Origin of the sequence: Bacillus sp. FSL W8-1143 (assembly GCF_037965155.1) — a bacterium.
GTDB lineage: Bacteria > Bacillota > Bacilli > Bacillales > Bacillaceae > Bacillus > Bacillus pumilus.
The window spans coordinates 2,943,616-2,964,863 of the sequence record NZ_CP150182.1; the positions used below are offsets into that span (position 1 = coordinate 2,943,616).

The 21,248-nt window shown below is 41.6% G+C and carries 22 protein-coding genes; 5 read left to right on the plus strand and 17 right to left on the minus strand.

Going from position 1 to position 21,248, the window contains the following annotated elements; genetic code table 11:
• Positions 1-36: 36 nt before the first annotated feature.
• Complete coding sequence (locus NSQ36_RS15140; protein WP_268459288.1) at positions 37-672, plus strand: YhcN/YlaJ family sporulation lipoprotein; 636 nt, start codon at positions 37-39, stop codon at positions 670-672.
• Positions 673-710: 38 nt separating this feature from the next.
• Here NSQ36_RS15140 and lipA read toward each other — a convergent pair whose 3' ends face one another.
• A complete protein-coding gene (lipA, locus tag NSQ36_RS15145; protein ID WP_034317455.1) occupies positions 711-1,607 on the minus strand; it encodes a lipoyl synthase in 897 nt (298 codons plus the stop codon).
• Between the two features lie 327 nt (positions 1,608-1,934).
• Between lipA and NSQ36_RS15150 the strand changes: the two genes are divergently transcribed.
• Positions 1,935-2,879 (plus strand): M23 family metallopeptidase, encoded by a 945-nt coding sequence (locus NSQ36_RS15150; protein ID WP_249118194.1) that lies wholly within the window; start codon positions 1,935-1,937, stop codon positions 2,877-2,879.
• Positions 2,880-2,935: 56 nt separating this feature from the next.
• Here NSQ36_RS15150 and NSQ36_RS15155 read toward each other — a convergent pair whose 3' ends face one another.
• The 5 genes from NSQ36_RS15155 to NSQ36_RS15175 form a co-directional block, all read right to left on the minus strand.
• Positions 2,936-3,166: a hypothetical protein gene (locus NSQ36_RS15155; protein ID WP_003212760.1), complete on the minus strand. Its 231-nt coding sequence runs from the start codon at positions 3,164-3,166 to the stop codon at positions 2,936-2,938.
• A gap of 126 nt (positions 3,167-3,292) precedes the next feature.
• On the minus strand, positions 3,293-4,063 hold the full coding sequence (gene yunB / locus NSQ36_RS15160; protein WP_003213497.1) for a sporulation protein YunB: 771 nt from the start codon (positions 4,061-4,063) through the stop codon (positions 3,293-3,295).
• Between the two features lie 69 nt (positions 4,064-4,132).
• A complete protein-coding gene (locus NSQ36_RS15165) occupies positions 4,133-4,438 on the minus strand; it encodes a YunC family protein (RefSeq protein ID WP_050944071.1) in 306 nt (101 codons plus the stop codon).
• A gap of 67 nt (positions 4,439-4,505) precedes the next feature.
• Positions 4,506-5,879 carry a bifunctional UDP-sugar hydrolase/5'-nucleotidase gene (locus tag NSQ36_RS15170; RefSeq protein ID WP_339206011.1) on the minus strand — a complete coding sequence of 458 codons (1,374 nt, stop codon included), beginning with the start codon at positions 5,877-5,879 and terminating at the stop codon, positions 4,506-4,508.
• A 63-nt stretch (positions 5,880-5,942) separates the two neighbouring features.
• Positions 5,943-6,794 carry a DUF72 domain-containing protein gene (locus NSQ36_RS15175; RefSeq protein WP_003212748.1) on the minus strand — a complete coding sequence of 284 codons (852 nt, stop codon included), beginning with the start codon at positions 6,792-6,794 and terminating at the stop codon, positions 5,943-5,945.
• Positions 6,795-7,114: 320 nt separating this feature from the next.
• On the opposite strand from NSQ36_RS15175, the gene NSQ36_RS15180 reads away from it, so the two are divergent.
• Together NSQ36_RS15180 and NSQ36_RS15185 are read left to right on the plus strand one after the other, a co-directional pair.
• Positions 7,115-8,275, plus strand: a complete 1,161-nt coding sequence (locus NSQ36_RS15180; protein ID WP_284907311.1) for a helix-turn-helix domain-containing protein — start codon at positions 7,115-7,117, stop codon at positions 8,273-8,275.
• Positions 8,276-8,339: 64 nt separating this feature from the next.
• A complete protein-coding gene (locus tag NSQ36_RS15185) occupies positions 8,340-9,497 on the plus strand; it encodes an oxalate decarboxylase family bicupin (protein ID WP_339206013.1) in 1,158 nt (385 codons plus the stop codon).
• 53 nt (positions 9,498-9,550) lie between these two features.
• On the opposite strand, the gene NSQ36_RS15190 is transcribed toward NSQ36_RS15185, so the two are convergent.
• A complete protein-coding gene (locus NSQ36_RS15190; RefSeq protein WP_339206015.1) occupies positions 9,551-10,741 on the minus strand; it encodes an MFS transporter in 1,191 nt (396 codons plus the stop codon).
• Between the two features lie 159 nt (positions 10,742-10,900).
• Positions 10,901-12,136 (minus strand): alanine--glyoxylate aminotransferase family protein, encoded by a 1,236-nt coding sequence (locus NSQ36_RS15195; protein WP_137054440.1) that lies wholly within the window; start codon positions 12,134-12,136, stop codon positions 10,901-10,903.
• Between the two features lie 169 nt (positions 12,137-12,305).
• Here NSQ36_RS15195 and NSQ36_RS15200 point away from each other — a divergent pair, with 169 nt between their 5' ends.
• Positions 12,306-13,184, plus strand: coding sequence for an endonuclease (locus tag NSQ36_RS15200; protein ID WP_339206017.1), 879 nt, complete (start codon positions 12,306-12,308; stop codon positions 13,182-13,184).
• 81 nt (positions 13,185-13,265) lie between these two features.
• On the opposite strand, the gene NSQ36_RS15205 is transcribed toward NSQ36_RS15200, so the two are convergent.
• From NSQ36_RS15205 to psiE, 9 genes are all read right to left on the minus strand, one after another.
• Entirely contained in the window at positions 13,266-13,724 is a 459-nt protein-coding gene (locus NSQ36_RS15205; protein ID WP_003212829.1) for a hypothetical protein, read from the minus strand.
• A 111-nt stretch (positions 13,725-13,835) separates the two neighbouring features.
• Positions 13,836-14,555, minus strand: a complete 720-nt coding sequence (locus NSQ36_RS15210) for an IucA/IucC family C-terminal-domain containing protein (RefSeq protein WP_310425782.1) — start codon at positions 14,553-14,555, stop codon at positions 13,836-13,838.
• Between the two features lie 21 nt (positions 14,556-14,576).
• A complete protein-coding gene (locus NSQ36_RS15215; protein ID WP_003212627.1) occupies positions 14,577-15,614 on the minus strand; it encodes an iron ABC transporter permease in 1,038 nt (345 codons plus the stop codon).
• Positions 15,607-16,623: an iron ABC transporter permease gene (locus NSQ36_RS15220; RefSeq protein ID WP_065098069.1), complete on the minus strand. Its 1,017-nt coding sequence runs from the start codon at positions 16,621-16,623 to the stop codon at positions 15,607-15,609. Before NSQ36_RS15220 ends, NSQ36_RS15215 begins: the two co-directional genes overlap by 8 nt.
• Positions 16,624-16,693: 70 nt before the next feature.
• Complete coding sequence (locus NSQ36_RS15225) at positions 16,694-17,647, minus strand: iron-siderophore ABC transporter substrate-binding protein (protein WP_050944077.1); 954 nt, start codon at positions 17,645-17,647, stop codon at positions 16,694-16,696.
• 139 nt (positions 17,648-17,786) lie between these two features.
• Complete coding sequence (locus NSQ36_RS15230; RefSeq protein ID WP_233421711.1) at positions 17,787-18,695, minus strand: alpha/beta fold hydrolase; 909 nt, start codon at positions 18,693-18,695, stop codon at positions 17,787-17,789.
• 581 nt (positions 18,696-19,276) lie between these two features.
• Complete coding sequence (locus NSQ36_RS15235; protein ID WP_050944078.1) at positions 19,277-20,023, minus strand: hypothetical protein; 747 nt, start codon at positions 20,021-20,023, stop codon at positions 19,277-19,279.
• Complete coding sequence (locus tag NSQ36_RS15240) at positions 20,016-20,561, minus strand: PadR family transcriptional regulator (protein ID WP_050944079.1); 546 nt, start codon at positions 20,559-20,561, stop codon at positions 20,016-20,018. The genes NSQ36_RS15235 and NSQ36_RS15240 overlap by 8 nt, the downstream gene beginning before the upstream one ends.
• A 229-nt stretch (positions 20,562-20,790) precedes the next feature.
• A complete protein-coding gene (gene psiE, locus NSQ36_RS15245) occupies positions 20,791-21,219 on the minus strand; it encodes a phosphate-starvation-inducible protein PsiE (RefSeq protein WP_003212694.1) in 429 nt (142 codons plus the stop codon).
• Positions 21,220-21,248 lie beyond the last annotated feature (29 nt).

Below are 21,248 nucleotides of genomic sequence, written 5' to 3' on the forward strand. Positions count from 1 at the left end.
TTTAGCCGAAGCTAAAGAAAAAAGGAGGTCACTTTTATGAAGAAACAACTGACAGCCGCGATTCTTCTCAGCATGCTTTTAGGCGGGTGCGGCTTTCAATCAGGTATGAACCGGCAAGTGGATGAAGATTCTTCAAGTAAAACCATCCGTCTGTCGGATCGTCATGAAGGAAATAATTCCAACATGCCAGAAGCAGACACAAACAGAGCAGGATATGTTCGTTATCAGCGCCAGCAAGTAACAGATCAGAAAGAAAGAACACCTGCTTTAAATCGCGAGCATCTTGCCCACGTCATTACAAGTTTAACTGTGCAGCTCCCAAACATCAAAGATACAGCCACACTTGTAACAGATGAGGATGCACTGATTGTGTATCAAACAGGAAACAAAAACCGGGATGAATCTGCCGATCAAGTAAAGAAAACGGCGGTTTCTGTTCTCCCTCGTTATTATCATGTATACGTCTCTGATAATCCAGAGCACTTTCAATCCATTGCCAATTTTTCACGTCTTCAAACCAATTCACGTGATTTTGATCAAATCTTAACCAAAACAATTCAACAAATGAAATATTCTCCTCAAGGTGGAGATATTTCTACGAAAGAAGATGCAAATGGTATGACGAATTCCGACCGTACCATGAGAAGAAATGCCCCTTACGGCCAAAATTAATACGAGAAAAAACGCCAGAGAGCTCTGGCGTTTTCTTGTTATGCTTGCGCCTGACGCTTTTTAGACGCTTCATTTACTTGTTCATCTGCATGGTAGGAAGAGCGCACAAGCGGTCCAGCTTCACAATGGCTGAAGCCTTTTGACATCGCAATTTCTTTCAGCTCTGCAAACTCATCCGGATGATAGTATTTTTGAACTTTTAGATGTTTTTTCGAAGGCTGTAAATACTGACCAATCGCCATAATATCGACGTTGTTAGCAAGAAGATCATCCATGACTTCAATGATTTCTTCCTTCGTTTCACCGAGTCCAATCATAATGCTTGATTTCGTTGGAATGTCGGGCTGCATTTCTTTTGCACGGCGCAAGAATTCTAATGAACGATCATATGTAGCACGCGCACGAACCCTTGGCGTTAATCTGCGAACTGTTTCAATATTGTGATTTAAAATGTCAGGACGTGTGTCCATTAACGTCTTCAAATTATCGTAATTGCCGCCCATATCTGAAGGGAGAACTTCAATTGTCGTAAATGGGCTTTTTCTTCTAATGGCACGAACGGTTTCAGCAAACACACCTGCTCCGCCATCCTTTTGGTCATCCCTTGCAACCGCTGTTATGACAGCATGCTTTAAGTTCATCAAAGCCACTGAATCTGCCACGCGTTCTGGCTCTTGCAGGTCTAGCTCAGTTGGAAGTCCAGTTTTCACCGCACAGAAACGGCATGCGCGCGTACAAACAGATCCAAGGATCATAAATGTAGCGGTTCTTCTCACTGCCCAGCATTCATGAATATTCGGACATTTTGCTTCCTCACAAACGGTATTCAGGTTGTTTTCCCGCATCATTTTTTTCAAACCGGTATAGTTTTCATTCGTATTCAGCTTAATTTTAAGCCAGTCCGGTTTTCTTACGTGCTCTTCCTTCTTTGCCAATTCCATCATCTCCATATGAATTCGTTAAAGGTGCATCTACAAAAATCTTCCTGCTATATACGATGGATGCAGCTAAGAAGCTGCAAAAAATTGAATCTTCGGCCTAAAGCCTTTTCTTTAGACACTTTAACATAGTACAGATTGAACAACAAGGGAATGAGCTGCAAAAATACCCAAAAGCCTCCTAAAAAAATCACAAGAAAATTACTAACATTTTCTTCTTATGAAATAGGGTGATCTAACCACACTAAACGGTAGAAGACGATGCTTGATGAAAGGAGATGGACGTTTGTGAAAGTGGTTTTAGCCATCATGATCGCTCTTTCAATGCTTCCTTTACCTGTTCATACGCAGGGGGAAGGCAAGCAGCCAGATGTACTGAAGCAGCGAATGGCACTTTACGAAAAAGTCGCCATCACGACACAGGTTCCATGGTATGTACTTGCTGCGGTTGATCAGTATGAGCACAATATTCGAAAAAGCAGAAGAGATTTACCGAAACAAAAAGGCGTCATTGGCATCTACATTCCCCGGGAAATGTGGATCGGCCCTGAAAACCCGAATAAGCAGGATACCTCTCCTTTAAGCATTAAAGTGTTTGATGGAATTGGACTTGATGGAAACGGGGATGGAAAAGCGAACAGCGATGACGATGAGGATGTATTATTCACGTTTGCTCAATACTTGCTTCATTACGGCAACAGCATTGATCAATTAAAAATTGCTTTATGGGACTATTATGGACGAGATCAAACCGTTGGAATCATTTCATCTTTTATGAAGCTATATCAGCACTATGGTCATCTTGACCTCGGAAAGCACGCTTTCCCTCTTCCAGTCGGAGCTGACTACAGCTACCGGAGTACATGGGGAGATGCAAGAGGATTTGGAGGCAGAAGAATTCATGAGGGTACGGATTTATTTGCCCATTATGGACTTCCCGTTCGTGCGACATCGTATGGCGTGATTGAAATGAAAGGCTGGAACCGCTTTGGCGGCTGGCGGATTGGGATTCGAGATATTCATAACCATTATCATTACTTCGCTCATTTAAATGGCTTTGCAAAAGGACTCAAAACAGGTCAAATTGTTGAACCCGGACAGGTCATTGGATCTGTCGGAAGCTCCGGTTATGGCCCTCCAGGCACAGCAGGAAAATTTCCGCCGCATCTTCACTATGGCATGTATAAAGACAATGGCAGAACTGAATGGTCTTTTGATCCATACCCTCATTTAAGGGCGTGGGAAAGAGCTGAGCGAAAACGACATTAAAGAAAAGGAGAAGTTTAGCGTTTTCGCACCCTTCTCCTTTTTCATGTCTAAGCAAGTTACTGCTCATTTTTCTCCTTCAAACCTAAAATTAAAAATAGAATTCCCATGATGAGAAAAATGAAATACACAACGGTTACTTCCAATGGAATCATGTCAAACATACCTCTAAAAATATCGATACTTAAGCTTTCATTTCTGACCAGTAAAATGGATGCTGTGATATATTTAGCACTAAATACTATAGCAAAAACCAAAAAACAAATACCACTTACATAAAGTTTCTTCATAAAGCTCCCCCTAATAACAATTAAAATTGATCATGACACATTCATCTATATGGAATCAAGTAGTGAATGAGGTTTTTATTTACAATAAATGCACATCAAAAAACAGCCCAATCATTCCTTGGGCTGTTATTCTTTCTTCTCCTTTTTCTCTGGGAGAACAATCGATGGAGCGCCTGAGTTCGTTCCGCTGCCATTGTAATAATCTGGTACGTCTCCTTGAACGGCTTGGATGGAGACGGGAACTGAATTTTTGACTACGATTGTTTCAGATGCAAACGGGATGATGACTCTCACCTTGACCTCAATTAGAACACTAATATCAATCAAGGCATTGTTGATGCCATAAGGCTTAATGTTTTTTTCAACGTCCGTATGCGGATCGCCAATGAGACTAAACCGTACAGGCACTTTTGGTCCTAGGTTGGCGATGAGTGCATTTCCGGACGCTTGCCCAAGCGGAATGTTATATATAATGCCGTCATGTCCATCTGTTTGATCCTTTAATGCTTCTTTTGCCTCTTTTTGAAAATTCCCCTTTTCAATGTCCTCTAAATTTTTTTGAAGATGACGTGACAGGTCAGCCATTGCTTTCGATGTTGCTTGCGCATTAAAATCGATGGTCGTTACTTTTCCGTTCTCACTTGTATTCATGACCACCATATCCTTCATATTCTCCTGATCTTCTGCAAAATCTTGGACGGAATATTGAATCAGATGATTGGCGATACGCTCTGTTTCTAGTTCAGCAATGTGTATAAGGGTTGGTTTAATGGAGCGGTTAATAAAAAATAGACTTATGACGGTTGAGAGTACAAAGAATAAGATCGCAAGCAGCATGACGTATCGGAATGGCAAAGGGCCCTTTTTATAGGGGCGATAGCGGCGGTTCATTCTCAATAAAAAATCCCCCCTTCTCCATTACAAGTGTATGCAGACAGGCGGGGGGATAGGAATCATCTCTTCATTTTATTTCACCATTTTTAATAAGGCGTCTCTTCCAATGGTTCCAACTGTAATGCCTAACGCTTCTGCAGCGTATGTCACAGATTCTAAAGGGGCATCAAGCAATTGCTCTATCGTTCTCACACCAACTGCTCTCCCTGCGATAATGCCTCTATCTGCAAGCTTTTCATTTAAGAGCCCGACATCCAGTGCACCGCACATAATATACCCATGTTCATTTGTCACTGCCATAAAATTCGTCTTCGGCAGTTTGACGGTGACGGCTGTAAAGGAATGTCCATCAATATTAATAGGTGTTAAATTCACCAAATCCCTTCACTCCTCTCATCACAATCTATGTGACAAGAGGGCGAGTGTTGTTAGGCTAAAGCGGATTTCATGTGGCTTCCTTCAGGCGCCAAGTAAGCACATCACGTAAAAATTCCGGCATGAAATATTCAATGTGTTCATGGTCACGGATATGAGGAAATAGAGAGCCTAATGTATACATATCGACTGTGCCAACCGTATATAAGGCGTCTTTTCTGATCAATTGATCATGCACAAAAACATCCTTTACTCGTTTGGTTTCACCTTCTTCTACTGTATAGGTGAGGCCGCTATACAGCATTTTCCCCATCAGCTCACCTCTAAAGCCGAAGCCCTTAATGCGTAGCTGTTCCATTTTTTCTTCACAGGCACGCCGAACGGTTTCGATGAGCTGTTGACCGGAAAGCGTCACCCTAATTGGGTTAATGGGATGCGGGCAGATTCGGTGGACTTCTTCTCTAGTCACGATTCCTGCCTCTAATGAATCAAGCACCATACCTGCATTCATCATGCCGATATCTGCCCCGCACCAATCTTTAATGGCATCTGTTAAGAGCTGCGGAAGCGGGGATTCATCAAACCACTTCGTTTCTAGCCTTGACTCAATCACGGTTACTTTTTCCTGCATGAGGGCTCTCGCTCTTCTCTCTGCTTGCTGTAAGGTAGTGATCGCTTCATCTAATTCACTGATCAGCTGCTCCACTGACTGCACCGTTGCTTTTTTCTCGATTAACTCTTTGCTCGCTGTATCAATGGTCAGCTCGACACAGCCAATATAATGCCCATACTTTTCAGCGCATGCAAGCAGTACCCCATTGTCCATTTCACCCTGTTCTAACAAATGATGCGTGTGTGAGCCTAGGATAATATCGATGTCAGGGAAATCACGGGCGACTTCCCGATCATGGATGATACCAAGATGGGACAAGAGCACAATGATATCCGCTTGTCCCTTCACTTCCTGCAGCATGTCACGTATGCTGTCAAACGGATCTGTAATCTCCCAGCCCAGCTTTTCATAGACAGGTGTATACGCAATGGTCACACCTAAGAGACATATTTTCAGTCCGTTTTCCATTTGGATTATATGATAAGGCTGTGCCCACGATGGTCTTTTGCCTTTCTCAAATAAATTAGACAGGATCACTGGAAATTGCGCATGCTCGTACAATTGATCGAGCTGATCATGAGGCAGCGTAATGCCTTCATTATTTCCAATTGTGACCCCGTCATAGCCAAGCTGATTGAGGAGCTTGACGTTTACCTTTCCATAATCAGCTTCTGACACGAGGTTCACTCGGTCCATATGGTCGCCAATATCAAACAAGAGCATCTGATCGTGAACTTGACGCTTTTCTTCAATATAAGCTGCGATTTTTGGCCAGTTCTCAAAGTGGCTGTGCAAATCGTTTGTATGATATAACCATAGCTTCTGCAGCATGTTGATCTCTCCCTCAAGTTGTCACTGAACCGTCTCATTCAAGTTGAAAGCCGCAGCTCTCATTTAACTAAATAAATCTAACTGCTTCGGAGAAAGGCTTGAATACGTAATATCCAGCAAATCAATCATCTGCTGACCATTCGCCGCTGCATCTCCGCCGGAGTTATTATTAAACACGACATACACATCTTTTGATTGCTGATGCAGGATGTCGAGATTCTTTTTCCACTCTTTTAATTCAGCTTCATTATATAAATATAAGTATCGCACTTCACGCCAATTCTCATGGTCTGCTGGGTGAAGCCAGCCCTGTTTATTTCTTCCGTGAAAACGGACCAATGTTTTATCACGGTGCGTAGCTTGTATGACTGGCGGAATGGAGCCTTCTCCAACTTGCGGCTCATCACAAACAGAATGAATCCAGCCTTCTTTTTCCATAAAGGACAAGGTCTGCTCATAAAATTCATCTGAGAACCATGTGCGGTTACGGAATTCGAGGGCACACGGAATGTCCCCCATCTTCTCTTTACACCATCTTAAATAAAGGACGTGCTCTTTTTTGCAATCAAACCATGGTGGAAATTGAAATAGAACCATGGCTAGTTTCCCTTCACGAATAAGCGGAGTCAATGAAAGAATAAATGCGTCAAACATCTCTTCCTTCGAAGCAAACGGAATTTCGCCTCTCTGATGACCGGTCATTCCTTGATATGCTTTCACGACAAATTGAAAGGTATCTGGCGTATCCTTGATCCACTTTTCATGATTACGTTCAGGCTGAACTGCATAAAAGCTGGCATCCAGCTCCACAATGGGAAACGTAGACGAATAGTGAAACAGCTTTTGCGCGCTGCCGATTTTCGGCGGATAAAGACTGTCATGGTCACCCCAGCCAGTTAATCCGATATAAATCATGTTTCTCACCTCTTGCCACTCTCATGTATAGACGGCTTCCTCACATGAAAGCCTTTTTCTCTTGTCATACCCATCTTTCTGAAAGAAATTCTTCTGTCTACAACATATCATATTTGCCCGTAATTCTGAATGAAGATGACTGATGGTGCGTGATTTTATCATGAACTCTGTTTGTTTGTGATATTAGTTGACAACTTTCTATCTTAAATGATTTGAGCTGATAACATAAAATGCATATCAGAGAAGTGAACAGTGATTGTCCATTTATTTATTCATCTTCACCAAGAACTAAAGTTCTCAATAAAGGAGACTTAGTGGATATGAACTTAGACGATAACCAGTTTGAAGCATTGCAAAAAATCGCCGAAAGGATTCACAAGCCTGTCTATTTGTGTAACCAGCATGGGCGCCTTCTCTGCAACTCGCACATCATCATCACGAGCCCAGATTGGATTCGCATTCTCCCCTTTTTCAAAAGCCGGACACCCCATTATTTTTCAATAATAGATACGAAGCAAACCTTTTCTGTCTTTCCGATTGATCTAATCGAACAAACATGTGAGTATGTGGTCATTCCTTCCTTCATCCTTCCGCTGGATGAAACACTGCAAGTCATCATTGAACAAGCAGTACACGAAATCTCGATTGCGCGAATGAGACAATATTCTGCCCAGCAAACGGCCAAGCATGCCAGAAATGAAGGATTTCGCAGATGGATAGAGGGTTCATCGTATTCTCAGCAAGACGCTGCAAACATTGCGAAGGCGTTTGGATTAAATGTAGATAGCAGCTATCTATGTATGATCTGTCAGCTTGATCAGTGTCATGAGACCACTCATTTTTTGAAGCAGCAACTGATGTTAGAACAAGTCGTTGATCTGCTCGACAGCGCACTTCCAAGCTCTCCTTTCCCTTCCTTTTTATTTGTCAAAGGTGATATGGGCATTGTATTAATGGAAGAGACGGGCAGTTGGTCAGAGATGAGTGAAAGACTCCTTTCTTTTTTGAAACAGCTGCAGATGCTCGTTAGCATTCAAGTGAATCACACCATTTCCTTTGGCGCGAGCTTGACTAGTTGTCGCATCAATTACCTGTCTGAGGGGTACAGAGAAGCATTAGAAGCGCTTCAAGCCGGACATCTCTCGGCGCAGTCGGAATATATACACTTCTATCAGGCAAAGGATGTGCCAGATTTATTAAAGCTTATTCCAAGAAAGGATTTAGTCACGTTTCACCAGATGCACCTTCACCCGTTATATGAAGCCGGTCAAAATCTCCTCCACACCTTATCTGTCTATTTAGAAACGCATTGCCACATTTCAGAAACAGCGAAACGTTTGTCTATTCATCGCAACACGGTCATTTATCGATTGGAGAAGTGTGAGGAGCTGCTGCGGATCAGCTTAAAAGACCCTGAAACCACATTAAGGCTGCGCTTAGCATTACGTATTCACATGCTTCTTTCACCCCATCCTGAGTGAATGTTTTCTTCCGAAGCTTCATATAGTTTGGAGGAGAAAAATGATACAAGAGGAGGGATGATAAATGGATGATGAGCTGCGTCACATCCCGCAGCCCATTCGAGAGGATGGTGCTGGTGCCACCGATCTAGGCCCGCGGGACGTCCTTCGAGATATCGAGAACCCAGATATGCTTGTTCCACCTAAAACCGATGCCGGAATCATTCCTAATTTAAAATTTTCATATTCCGATACACATATGCATTTAAATCATGGCGGCTGGTCGAGAGAAATTACGAAGCGAGAGCTGCCTGTTTCCACAACGATTGCGGGTGTCAACATGCGGCTGACTCGAGGCGGAGTGCGAGAGCTCCATTGGCATAAGCAGGCTGAATGGGCGTATATGATTTTAGGAAAAGCCCGCATCACCTCTGTAGATGCAGAAGGGCGAAATATGATCGCTGATGTAGCAGAAGGAGATTTATGGTATTTCCCCCCAGGTATTCCGCACTCCATTCAAGGACTTGAGGACGGGTGTGAATTTCTTTTAGTCTTTGATGATGGCGCTTTTTCTGAATTTGATACGTTCACCATCACAGACTGGTTTGCCCATACACCGAAAAACATTCTCTCCGACAATTTTGGCGTTCCTGAGAAGCTGTTTGACCATATTCCGAATAAGCAGCGCTACATGTTTCAAGGCTCTCCGCCAGCATCAATAGAAAGCCAAACGGTATCTGATCCATACGGAAGCATCGAGCCGCCATTTACGTACCAGCTGCTTCGCCAAAAACCGCTGACGACCTCTGGGGGAACTGTCCGCATTGTCGATTCACGAAACTTCCCTGTTTCAAAAACCATTGCAGCTGCGCTTGTTGAAGTAAAGCCTGGCGGCATGAGAGAAATGCACTGGCACCCTAATAATGATGAGTGGCAATACTATTTAACCGGTACAGCCAAAATGACGGTCTTTGGAGCCGGGGGCACTGCCCGCACCTTTAATTACAGAGCAGGTGATGTCGGATATGTTCCTTTTGGTATGGGACATTACATCCAAAATATCGGCCAAACGAGCCTTTGGTTTTTAGAAATGTTTAAAAGTGATCGCTTTGCAGATATTTCGTTGAATCAGTGGATGGCCTTAACACCTCCTCAATTAGTGAAAGAGCATTTGCATGTAGATGATGCCATGATTCGTGCGCTTCATAAAGAAAAATCACCTGTCGTGACATATAAGAGATGATGCGCATCAAAAAACCGATCAAGCCGTACTGATCGGTTTTTTATAAACAAATTTTAAGAAACTATCGAAGTATGCTGCACTTTTTTCCCCCACACGATGGATGCAATGAAGCTTATGCAAAGTACCAGTGTTCCGAGCATAAAAGGAAACTCAATATTCACATCAAATAAAATGCCCGCAAGGCTCGGTCCGACAATATTGGCAAGGCTCATAAAGGATGTATTGAGGCCGCCCGCTACTCCTTGCTGATTACCTGCCATTTTGGACAGCAATGTATTGAGGGCTGGACGAACAAATGATGTAGCCGACAAAAATAAAATAGAGCCTGCAAAGATTAGCCAAAAGGACGGTGCAACACGGCAGACGATGAGCATCAAAGCCGCTCCTAGCAGTGCATAACGCACGACGCGCATTTCACCAAATCGTTTCACACAGGCATTCACCAACGCACCTTGGACAAGCACGCCTGCAAGACCCGCAACCGTAATCACAAACGCAATATCCTTCGGTGTAAATCCATGTTTTTGGTCTACATATAAGCCGAAAATCGATTCAAAATGAATGATGCCAAAATTGAGGACAAACGCCAATATAAACAAAAAACCGTAGGATGTCTTTAAAGCTTGCAGCATTTGTACAAACGGGTTGAAATGAATGTCTTTGTTTAACCTCGCTTCTTCCTGCTTTTCCTTTGTTAATGTTTCAGGTAAAAACAGGATGGACAATAGGGTAGAAAGAGCTGCAAAGGAACCTGCGATGAGAAAAGGAAAAGCGATTCCGTACTCGACCAAATAGCCGCCTACGCCCGGTCCAATGACAAAGCCTAACGTCATCGCTGCACTAAATAGCCCCATACCTTTCCCTCGATCCTTCTCACTTGTGATATCAGCGATGTATGCAAACATGGCTGGCATGAGTAAAGCCCCGGCAGCACCACCTAAAAACCGAGACACAAACAGCATCCAAAGCTGATCAGCAAATGCAAAAATAAACTGGGCAATCGTAAAGCCGGCAATCCCCGCAATGATCAATTTTCTACGTCCAAATCGATCGGTCAATGCGCCTGCGACCGGCGATAAAGCAAACTGTGTAAGACCTGTTGCAGCGACAAGAAAACCGAGTGTTTTTCCTGTTGCACCAAAGGCTTCAATGTAACTTGGCATGACAGGGACAATGAGGCCAAAGCCAAGCATGGCAATAAAAATATTGAGCATCAAAATGTATAATCTGCCCATTTTCTTCATATCAAAAAACCTCTTTCTGCAAAATAAATGAAAATGATGACAAAAATGATCAGAACTTCTTCAGTATAGCGATATCACTGTCTATAAGTCTAGTTTTTCAAAATTTAGTTTTCTTTTCCAAATAAAAAATACCCGCAAATAGCGAGTATCCTTATGACTTTATTCACCTTGTTCATAGATAGAAAGAGCCGCCTGAAGCCCTGCGCCGCAATGGATGGATGCACCATGCTTGATTAAAATTGCTTCTAGCCCTGCTAACACAAACAGCACATTTTCTTTTCGGCAGCTATAGCCCATTGTGCCAATTCTCCATATACGTCCGGCTAGCGGTCCAAAGGAGCTGGCAATTTCGATACCAAAATGCTTAAGCAGATCGGCACGTACCGCTTCTCCATCCATACCACTTGGAATCTCAATACATGTCACAACCGGCATTTTACAATGTGGATCACCGAACAATTCAAGTCCCATCGCTTCAAGTCCTTTCATCAAGGCCTTCTCGTGATATGCGTGCCTTTGGAAACGCTCAGACAGACCTTCTTCCAGCACAACACGAACCCCTTCTCGAAGTGCATAGAGCATCGTTGTCGCTTCTGTATGATGATTTAATCGCCTAGGGCTCCAATAATCCTGAAGCTGGCTGAGATCAAAGTAATTGCTTTTAATTGGAGAAATATCCATTTGCTCCTGCAATTCATCCTGTGTCGCAATTCCCTTTTCCACTTTCTTTCTCGATTCAACGACAGCTGCAACCCGGTCATTATACGTGATAGGTGACATGCCTGATGGAACAGACAAGCACTTCTGCGTACCGCCAATCGCCGCATCAATCTTCCATTCATCCACTTTCACCTGAACCCCGCCAATGGTTGCTACAGCGTCTACAATGAACAATGCATCCAGTGCCCGGCACGCTTCACCAATTTGCTCAAGTGGCTGCAATCGCCCGGTGGATGTTTCACCATGGACCATCGCAACGATTTTAGGCTCGACCTGCTTCATTTTCTGAATGATATCACTTGGGTCAAAAACGGTTCCCCATTCACATTCCATTGTATGTACCTCAGCACCATAGCGCTGTCCTATTTCAATGAGAAGATGACCGAACCGGCCAAAGACAGGCACAAGCATCGAATCTCCCGGCTCAATGACACTGGCAAGCACAGCTTCAAGCCCTGAACGAGACGTGCCGTCAATTGGAAAAGCCCATTCATTTTCTGTTTGGAAAAGGGACCGCAATAAGGTCATCGTCTCATTCATGATATGTGTAAATGCTGGATCAAATTGACCGAGAATTGGTGTACTCATTACACGGAGCACCCTGGGATCTACTTCAACAGGTCCTGGTGTCATAATCGTTCTTGAAGGTATTTGCAGTTCTTTCACGTTATCCATCCTTTCCCTTGCTGTCATCCTATATGCCCACTTATACAGTAATGCTGATAAAATAGCAATCTCTTTTCCTATGAACTCATTACATAAAATTTACGAGAAATCCATTTATTTCTTTCTGACATTATGATAGAAATAAAGAGAATACATTCCCTATCAAGGAGGAAATCGAATGAAGAGAACCTTATTTGGAACTGTGGCTGCCGGAATCATGATATTCGGTACGTTAGCCGCCCCGCTGCCGCAAACTGCGAATGCTCAAAGCTTTACTTTGAATGAACCGAGCCAAACCATCACATTTTCCCCGTTACAGCTTCAAAACGAAACATCTACACAACAAGCGAAAACAACCGCTACAAGTCAAATCGATTCCTATTATCAATCTGCTAATGGCAAATCAGGACCCGCTTTAAAGAAAGCTTTACACGATATTATTGATGATCATAAGCAGCTATCCTACAGCCAAGTTTGGGATGCCTTAAAGAAAACAGATGAAGATCCAAAAAATCCAAACAACGTGCTCTTGCTCTATAGCGGTGTCTCCCGCTCAAAGCAATCGAATGGCGGAAATGTTGGCCAGTGGAACCGGGAGCATGTCTGGGCTAAGTCACACGGCAATTTTGGGACAAGCCAGGGCCCAGGTACAGATCTCCATCATCTGCGAGCAACAGACGTACAAACGAATAGTACTCGTGGAAATTTAGATTTTGATCTGGGCGGAAATGAATACAAGGGAGCACCGGGCAATTTTTACGATAGCGACTCATTCGAACCTCATAGCCGGGTAAAAGGGGATGTGGCAAGAATGCTCTTTTATATGGCGGTGCGGTACGAGGGCGATGACCGCTTTCCAGATTTAGAATTAAACGACAAAGTGAATAATGGTAGCGCCCCTCTTCACGGCAAAATGTCCGTACTTCTCAAGTGGCACAAACAAGATCCTGTCGATCAAATCGAACGAAACCGCAACGAGATTATTTATGAAACGTATCAGAACAACCGCAATCCCTTTATCGATCACCCAGAATGGGCAAGTGAGATTTGGGAATAAAAAAGAAAGGCACTGCTACGAACAAGCAGTGCCTTTTAAAATAAAATGACTTCACCGCTCATACACATTCTGGATATTCCGTTATTCCTTAAATTCACTAATGATTATTCTCTCTAAATTTTTATCTAAGTAGAAAAATTCTATTTTGATATCATGCTCCGAATCCTTATAACCTATTATGTTATATCCTTGGTCATCGTCTCTACCGTATGTATTTTCACCAAAATAATCATATATATCTTTCTTAGTTGAATGAATATTTATTGTGTTGTTTATATTACTTTGATTATTTTCTAAAGAAATTGCCACTATTTCTTTTCTTCTATTCACTTTAAAATAATTTGAATTTGAAGTTTTCATCCATTCATTTTCACTGCTTTTTTCCTTTTTCAATCCCAACTTCAAATGTCCTACCTTTAATTCAGTCAGATTTGTATTTTTTACTGTAAGAAAAGAAATTTGGTTTTTAAGTGGTTGAATAAAAAACAAGCCCACGATGATTGTCATCATAAAAATGATACATATTATAATTTTTTTCATATGAGTTCCTTCCATAAAATATGAGATGATGAAATAACAAAAAAACTTTATTTAATTTTACACCTAACTATTTAAACCAATAAAAAAACACCTTCAGTATAAGGTGTTTTTTTATTTTAGCGGACAGACAAGACAATAATCGAGACTCTCAGATTTTTTCTCGAGCTTATAATACATACAGCAAGTCTTGCGGTTGGATGTTTCTAGTAAACTGTCATCTAAGTTTAAGCTGTGATGAAATGGATTTTGTTTTGCTCCAAATACATCACCAGCTGCTTGCTTCAGATACAGATAATCCTCCCGCACGCGCTGCTTCACCGCAGGGTCTTCAGCCTCTCGCATCATGCTGCGATAAAGAGAATTGATGCGAACTGCTATATTCTCCCACAAAATGGTATACGGAAGTCTTGACGTACGCTTCATTACATCTAAAAGAGGTGTGACACACTCCGTAAACAGCGCATGCACAACCTGCTCTCTCCATTCATTCCGATCTCCTTCTAATGGAACAAACGAACACAATGACTCATCAATTTCGATTTTCCGATCCTCTCTAAAGACACATGCCTCTGGTGGAAACTGATAGACACCGTCATACAGCGTCATCATGTACAAAGAGGAACTGACCGCTAAGTAGGCATAACGCTTTGAAAACATCGACGCTGCTACCGCCACATTCGGTGCATGCATAGCTTCCTTTTCAGCCTCTAATAAACGCAGGACAGATGCTTCTGAAAAAAGCGCAGCAAGTGTGCGATCAGATGTCATTGGTCCATTTGTGATGTGTACCCCGAAATCAAGTAATTCTCTCTCAACCCACTCTGGCCTCATATCAAAACCTCCATCTTTCGTTTATCGATTTCTCTGCTGGTATAACAAATAAATAAAGAACGGTGCCCCAATTGCAGCTGTGAATACACCTGCTGGTACATCTAACGGTAGAAAAGCCGTTCTAGCGACTAAATCTGCGAGCATCACGAGAATACTTCCAACAAGCGCAGATGCCGGGACCAGCGCAATGAAGGAACGGCCGATGATCATCCGTGCAACATGCGGCGCCATCAGTCCAACAAATTCAATACCGCCAGCAAAGGCAACAGCAATCCCCGCCAATGTCACACTCATCAGTAGAAAGAATAACCGTTTTGCCTGCACTTTTACCCCGAGACCTGTTGCAAGATCATCTCCAAGCTCCTTCACATTCATCGTTCTTGCTAACACCATGACAATCGGTAAAATGATCATGATCCAAGGAAGCATCGACGTGACGTCCTTCATCGTAGAACCATATAAACTGCCTGTCAGCCAGATATATGACTTTGTCGTTGTCATCGTATCACTAAGAACAAGAGTAAACGTCACACACGCCTTCATAATGGCAGAAATCCCAATGCCCATTAGGACAAGTGTGATCGGCTTGACCCCTTTTTTCCATGAAAGCAAATAAATCAGACACGAGACAGCAAACGCACCTGCAATCGCCCATAAGGATTGATATGCAATAGGCACAGTGCCCATCCAAAAGACAATAAACATAATCGCACCGAACGAAGCACCACTCGTAATCCCAATGATGTCAGGCGATGCAAGCGGATTGCGGATTAATCCTTGCAAAATGAGCCCTGATACCGCAAGTGCGGCCCCTACTAAGACAGCCAGCAGTGTTCTTGGAATCCTCAGTGTATTGAGCACAAAGGTATTTCCCTCTCCCTGACCGATTATATGAAGAAGCACATCCACAGGCGAAATAAATCGGCTGCCCATACAGAGACTGAGAATAAATAACCCAAAAGCAATGGCCGTCAATAAAAGTAAAATCAAAAACGTCCGCTTTGAAAATTGAAATGAAATGCGCCCGCCCTTTGAACGCACTGTATATGTTTTAGCCACCTGTCTTCAACCCCTTGCGCACGAGATAAACAAATAGAGGCGCTCCTGCTACCGCCGTCATGACACCAATCGGTACTTCCTGCGGCATGATCAGAAAACGAGCCGCAAGGTCTGCGACAAGTAAAAGCGACGCCCCCACTACGGCACAATACGGCAGTACCCAGCGGTGGTCAGGTCCGACAAGCTTTTTCACAATATGCGGCACTAGAAAACCAACAAATCCAATCGATCCTGCGACAGCGACGGAACCACCCGCTAAAAAGACGACGAGAACTCCCATCGTGATTTTCAGCACCAGCGTACGTTGACCAAGTCCCTTCGCAATATCATCTCCTGACAAAAGGACATTGATGGAGCGTCCAAGAAGCAGCGCCACAACTGTCGCACCTAAAATATAAGGCAAAACAGGCAGCAGCATATCAATGCTTCTTCCAGAAACTGAACCCGCCATCCAAAACAGGATGCTTTGAATCGACTGTTCATTCACGATTAAAAGACCTTGTGTAAAGGACGCAAACAGTGCAGATATCGCCGCACCTGCAAGGACAATTTTGACCGGTGTCAATCCATCTCTTCCAATGGAGCCCAAGAGAAAAACGAGCATCCCTGCAATTGCCGCACCTAGAAAGGCTGTCCACATATAGCCTGTTAATGACTCTGTTGAAAAGAAAACAATTGAAATGACGATAAAAAATAGTCCACCTGCATTAATTCCTAACAAATCTGGCGCTGCAAGCGGATTTCTCGTTAATGCCTGCATCAGTGCACCTGAAATCGCTAGACTTGATCCAACAACTGTTGCAATTAAAGCTCTTGATAATCTGGATGTCATGACAATGACACTGTTTGGATCCGATTCATCAAAATGAAGAAACGCATGGATGGTGGCTTTGAGGGAAATCGAGGTTTGCCCAAGAGAAATGCTGAGTATAAAAAAGACCACCATCAATACGACGAATCCAGCAAACAGCAGCGCCTTGCTCGAATCCTTTTTTAATAAACTTCTCATCTGATTCCCGCTTTCAATCTGTTATGGAAAAAGGAGAAAATGGTTTTTCACATTTTCTCCTCTGTTATCCTTATTTATCAATTCCGAGACGATCATCAATATCATCAAGCATCATGTTTGCAGCGATAATACCGCCGCCCATGTTCCAAGTGATTTCATCCACTTTATGCACTTGTTTCGCTTTCACTGCGTCAAGCTGCTTCCATAAAGGATGACTCGTCCACTCTTTATATGCTTTTTCAACGGCTTTATCCTGATCATCCATGAAGTAATAGATGACATCTGCATCCATTTGCGGAATGCTCTCTTTGTCTGTCAGTGTAATGATGTCTTGCTTTTTATCTTTGACATTCTTAGGTCCTTCAAAGCCTAGCTCTGTTAAAATTGACCCTGCGAATCCAGTTTGATAGATTCTAGCATGATCTGCACGGAAGTTCACTACAGACACACTCATTGGCCAGTTTTTGATGTCTTTTTTCGCTTTTTCTTTGAAGTCAGCGACGCGGTCATCCCACTTCGTTAGCAATTCTTTTGATTTGTCTTGCTGGTTTAACGCTTCACCCATTAATTTCACTGTATCTTTAAATGTGAACACTGTTTCTGTTGCAACAGTTGGAGCGATTTCTTGCAGTTGATCAAAAATTTGCTCGTGGCGGACTTTTGATGCAATGATCAAGTCTGGGTTAAGTTTTTCAATTTCCTCTAAGTTTGGCTGTATTTCCTGTCCAACAATTTTGACATCCTTTAAATCATCTCTTAAATATTTATACGTAGGTGCTTCAAGCCAAGATTCTACAACACCCACTGGTTTAATGCCCATCGCGACTGCTGCATCTGTTGCTCCTTGGTACAGCGTCACCACACGTTTAGGCGATCCTTTAATTTCAGTTGAACCGATAGCGCTTTCAACAGTTCTTGCTTTTTCTTTACTGTTTGACTTGCCTTCACTGCTATTGCTACCGCAAGCTGCAAGTAAAACGATGGAGAGCACAACTAATAGCGACCAAAAAGATTTTTTGAACATGTACCTCACCTATCCATTCTATATGTAGTCATATCGTTTGATAACGATTCTCATTATCACACTATGATTTTATCATAGAAAAGGATGGTGTCAATGTAAATTTTTAAGAAAAAGGGAGAGTGTTGACTAGTTGTTCATACTAAATAGAACGATTCCACATTTGGATGGCCCTTCCAATCTGTTTTCCCGCTTCTAGTAACACCGACAAATGGGTATGTCCATCCATCACTTCATAGACTGATTGTTTTCTGATCGTTTCATCGGGCAGCTCATGATAGGCAGGAAATTTTTCTATATCATACAGCTCATCCTCACTTCCTACTAACATCGCATATGGCCGATCCATCATCGCAAATTGTTTTTTAGGTGCAGATGGGGTTAAGGCAAGTGCTAGATTGACGGTGATGGCTGTCAACAAAAGCGGATCCTGCTCGACTGCCCATATTGGATAGTGAAAACGAACGGCTTCAGAATGACTCATCAGCAATCCTTTTGTCATGACAGACAGAACGAATTTCCATACTTGAACGGTTGCAAAAGGGATTTGATTAGGGCTCGCAGTACCTGATTTATAGCCAAATTCAGGGGCAATAAAAAAGTAACCGTCTACTTCTCTTTTTTTCGGCCAAGATAGGTAGTTTAGCAGTAATCCCGCTCCAGATGAATGCCCGCTTAGATAAACAGCTCCTTTATGCTGCTGTTTGACCATATTCACAAACTGCGAAATATCGTGCCACACATCTGTGACACTAGGTGTATCACCCTTTTTTCCATCAGAATAGCCGTGACCTCTTAAATCGATTAAAAACGTATTCACATGAAAATCATGTTGCAGCGTATAGGCGATATGCTCGTAACCAGCTAGGCTGTGAGCGCCTCCACCATGGATCAAGATGACATTTGCCACGTTCTTTTTTTCTGCTAAAAACGGATAATACGCAAGACTTGTGCCGTCGTGTGATGGCATGAATTGTCTTTCTGGAATATGAACAGGAGCTGCCTGCTGCATACTTGTAAATGAAAATGGTTCTGTCCTCGTGTCTGTCAATTTTTTCGCTCCTTCAAACAGAAACGAGAATGGCAAGCGATACTGGCCATTCTCATGACTACATTCTATTAAGTAATATCCCGCAAAGGAAAGGTCTTGCTTTGAGTAATGGCAACAATTTGTTTTAACGCTTTTTATGCTTCGGGTATAGGAAAGACGTAATTTATTTCATAGCTTTTCATGCTTTTTTGGGCAGTGCAATGACAATATTTCTATAAAGCTTTTTTAATTTTCAGCATCAATTTCTAAGTCCGCATTTAACGATAATTCTTCATGAACAAATCCATTGATATCGTTCTTATTTATTGTCCTATTGTATACCAACTTTTAAGTAGCAAGTAATGAATTTATTATTACCCACTATGACTTTTTAGCATTTTAATAAAGGGAAATATCACCATTCTCTTTATACATATTATTGTGACCGCTGAGCGGAATGAGATACTTTTTTTCTAGTTATGATGACATGCTTTTTTCCAGTTAATGATGTTCATTTCACCCGGCGGTCACAACAATAAGCCATATGCTGATGAATTTCAGAAAAACAATCATTTTTTTATGATTATCTATATGTATTGAATCTAATTGTTTACTAAATATACATTTTCTATTTTTGTTATAGACTTAGATTGAAAACTGTGATTATCCATTTCTACGTAAAGGGAAAAATCATTGTTTTTAACAAAAATTATATCGCTTCCATTATTAAGTTTTATTTTTAATGCATTGCCTTCTTTTTGAGTATTACGAAAGGTATTCTCAATCATATTGTAGTCTAATTCAGTCCACTTGCCATTGATTATAATTTTGGTCATCCCCATTATCTTATGACTGATACTATTGGGGATCATTTTCTTTTGAAATTTTTCAGAAATATCTTCGTTATCTAATTGCTGAAATCCAATTTGAAAGGCCTCTTTTTCAAAATAAGGTAAGTACATGTTTCTCCATCGTGATGAAATTTTAAGTAGTCCAAATAATTTATATTCGATTCTTTCTGGCGTTTGTACATCAAATGCTTTGTCTAAAAGCGATTGATGTAAATAATCAATATCTGATACATCAATCATTAAGCATATTGCTCCTCTTGTGCCTCGATTATACAACTCTGTCCAATCTTTTTTCCAGCCACCGCCATCCTTCTGTGTTATATTCACTAATTCAAGATACTCCTTTCCAATCCAAAGATTGCTTATTTTAAAGCCTTTTGTTCTTTTACCTTTTTTAGGTGCATACGGAAAACCATTTTGTTGTATCATATCTATCATTTTTTTGTCTTTTTGATATTTCTCATCAACATTGATAACAATATGATCGATTTTATTCATCGGTTAACTCCCTCGTCTTAATTAAATGAATAGCTTCATAAAGATACTTCATTTTCATTTCTTCCATTTCATAAATGTAATCAAACGTTAGTCTTGTTAAAGGAGGTAGATTCATTTGTTTCTCTTTTTCTTCTTCACCCTTTTTTATTTCTGCTAAATGTCTTTTTTGCGCTTCAATTTGAATATTTAATGATTTAACAGCTTCTTGTTTTTCAATTTCGTCAGCAAACATTAGTCCAGCAAAAAGTTGAGTTGGATAAGTATTTTGAGGTTCTACAAGACATTTCATCACACATTCTTTCTTGTGTTCTTTTCCAAGTTCTGTAATCTTGTAAATTTTAGTACTCTTTTTCCCTACCGTCCTAGTTTCACAAACTTTTATATAGTTTCCTTTTTCTAATTTATTTAGCGCATAATAGATTGAGCCAACTAGAATTCCTCCCCATCTATCGACCATTGTATTTTTTAAATTCTGCTCAACATCATACCCTGACATCGGTTTCATCGATATTAATCCTAATATATATAAGTCCGTCATCAGATTCCTCCTATTCAATATCTATTTACACAATACTCAACATTGAGTATTATTTCAAGATTAGATTAAAATTTTCTTTCATGCTAAGCACTTTTTCAGAGCTCTCAAAAAATCCTGTAAGCAAGCGTTAGCGTGATGTTTATAGAGGTGTGCAATACGATGAGTGAGCCACCTCGATCAAACAAAAAAAAGACGAACGGCAACCGTTCGTCTTCTTCCCTCACTTCCCTCACTTCACTTCTTCATGCTCCTGAACCGCATGTCGTTTACTGGCGATAAAGAGTGCAACGGTCATGGCTAGAATGGTCAGCGCCCACCAGAAGGTCGACACAGCCTCTTTATGATCGATGATAATCAAACGGATGACGGCTGTGATGCCAATATAAATAAAATAGCGAAGCGGAAAATGAAAGTTTGATTTAAAGTACTTAATAATTAAGGCAATAAACTCAAAGTACATAAAGAAGATCAGCAGCTCACCAAGCATTTCATAATAGCTTTCTCCTTTGTTGACCACATTCTTGTAGACAAATTGGACAATATACCAAGTTTCACTAATTAAGAGGACGCTTAAAGCAAGGGCTAGAAAGAATAGACAGATATTCAGAAGACCTTGCAAGAGATCGGGTACCTTTTGGAAGTTGTTGAATCGTTTCATTAGATTGTCTCTCCATTCCATGTTATTCA

What these genes read in the sequence shown, in the direction of transcription:
- psiE (WP_003212694.1), bottom strand. Translation starts at nt 21,219, where the DNA reads ATGAAACGATTCAACAACTTCCAAAAGGTACCCGATCTCTTGCAAGGT.
- NSQ36_RS15200 (WP_339206017.1), top strand. Translation starts at nt 12,306, where the DNA reads ATGAAGAGAACCTTATTTGGAACTGTGGCTGCCGGAATCATGATATTC.
- NSQ36_RS15205 (WP_003212829.1), bottom strand. Translation starts at nt 13,724, where the DNA reads ATGAAAAAAATTATAATATGTATCATTTTTATGATGACAATCATCGTG.
- NSQ36_RS15195 (WP_137054440.1), bottom strand. Translation starts at nt 12,136, where the DNA reads ATGGATAACGTGAAAGAACTGCAAATACCTTCAAGAACGATTATGACA.
- NSQ36_RS15170 (WP_339206011.1), bottom strand. Translation starts at nt 5,879, where the DNA reads ATGCTGCAGAAGCTATGGTTATATCATACAAACGATTTGCACAGCCAC.
- NSQ36_RS15185 (WP_339206013.1), top strand. Translation starts at nt 8,340, where the DNA reads ATGGATGATGAGCTGCGTCACATCCCGCAGCCCATTCGAGAGGATGGT.
- NSQ36_RS15150 (WP_249118194.1), top strand. Translation starts at nt 1,935, where the DNA reads ATGCTTCCTTTACCTGTTCATACGCAGGGGGAAGGCAAGCAGCCAGAT.
- NSQ36_RS15140 (WP_268459288.1), top strand. Translation starts at nt 37, where the DNA reads ATGAAGAAACAACTGACAGCCGCGATTCTTCTCAGCATGCTTTTAGGC.
- NSQ36_RS15175 (WP_003212748.1), bottom strand. Translation starts at nt 6,794, where the DNA reads ATGATTTATATCGGATTAACTGGCTGGGGTGACCATGACAGTCTTTAT.
- NSQ36_RS15220 (WP_065098069.1), bottom strand. Translation starts at nt 16,623, where the DNA reads ATGAGAAGTTTATTAAAAAAGGATTCGAGCAAGGCGCTGCTGTTTGCT.
- NSQ36_RS15155 (WP_003212760.1), bottom strand. Translation starts at nt 3,166, where the DNA reads ATGAAGAAACTTTATGTAAGTGGTATTTGTTTTTTGGTTTTTGCTATA.
- NSQ36_RS15210 (WP_310425782.1), bottom strand. Translation starts at nt 14,555, where the DNA reads ATGAGGCCAGAGTGGGTTGAGAGAGAATTACTTGATTTCGGGGTACAC.
- NSQ36_RS15180 (WP_284907311.1), top strand. Translation starts at nt 7,115, where the DNA reads ATGAACTTAGACGATAACCAGTTTGAAGCATTGCAAAAAATCGCCGAA.
- NSQ36_RS15240 (WP_050944079.1), bottom strand. Translation starts at nt 20,561, where the DNA reads ATGACGGACTTATATATATTAGGATTAATATCGATGAAACCGATGTCA.
- NSQ36_RS15235 (WP_050944078.1), bottom strand. Translation starts at nt 20,023, where the DNA reads ATGAATAAAATCGATCATATTGTTATCAATGTTGATGAGAAATATCAA.
- NSQ36_RS15225 (WP_050944077.1), bottom strand. Translation starts at nt 17,647, where the DNA reads ATGTTCAAAAAATCTTTTTGGTCGCTATTAGTTGTGCTCTCCATCGTT.
- NSQ36_RS15190 (WP_339206015.1), bottom strand. Translation starts at nt 10,741, where the DNA reads ATGAAGAAAATGGGCAGATTATACATTTTGATGCTCAATATTTTTATT.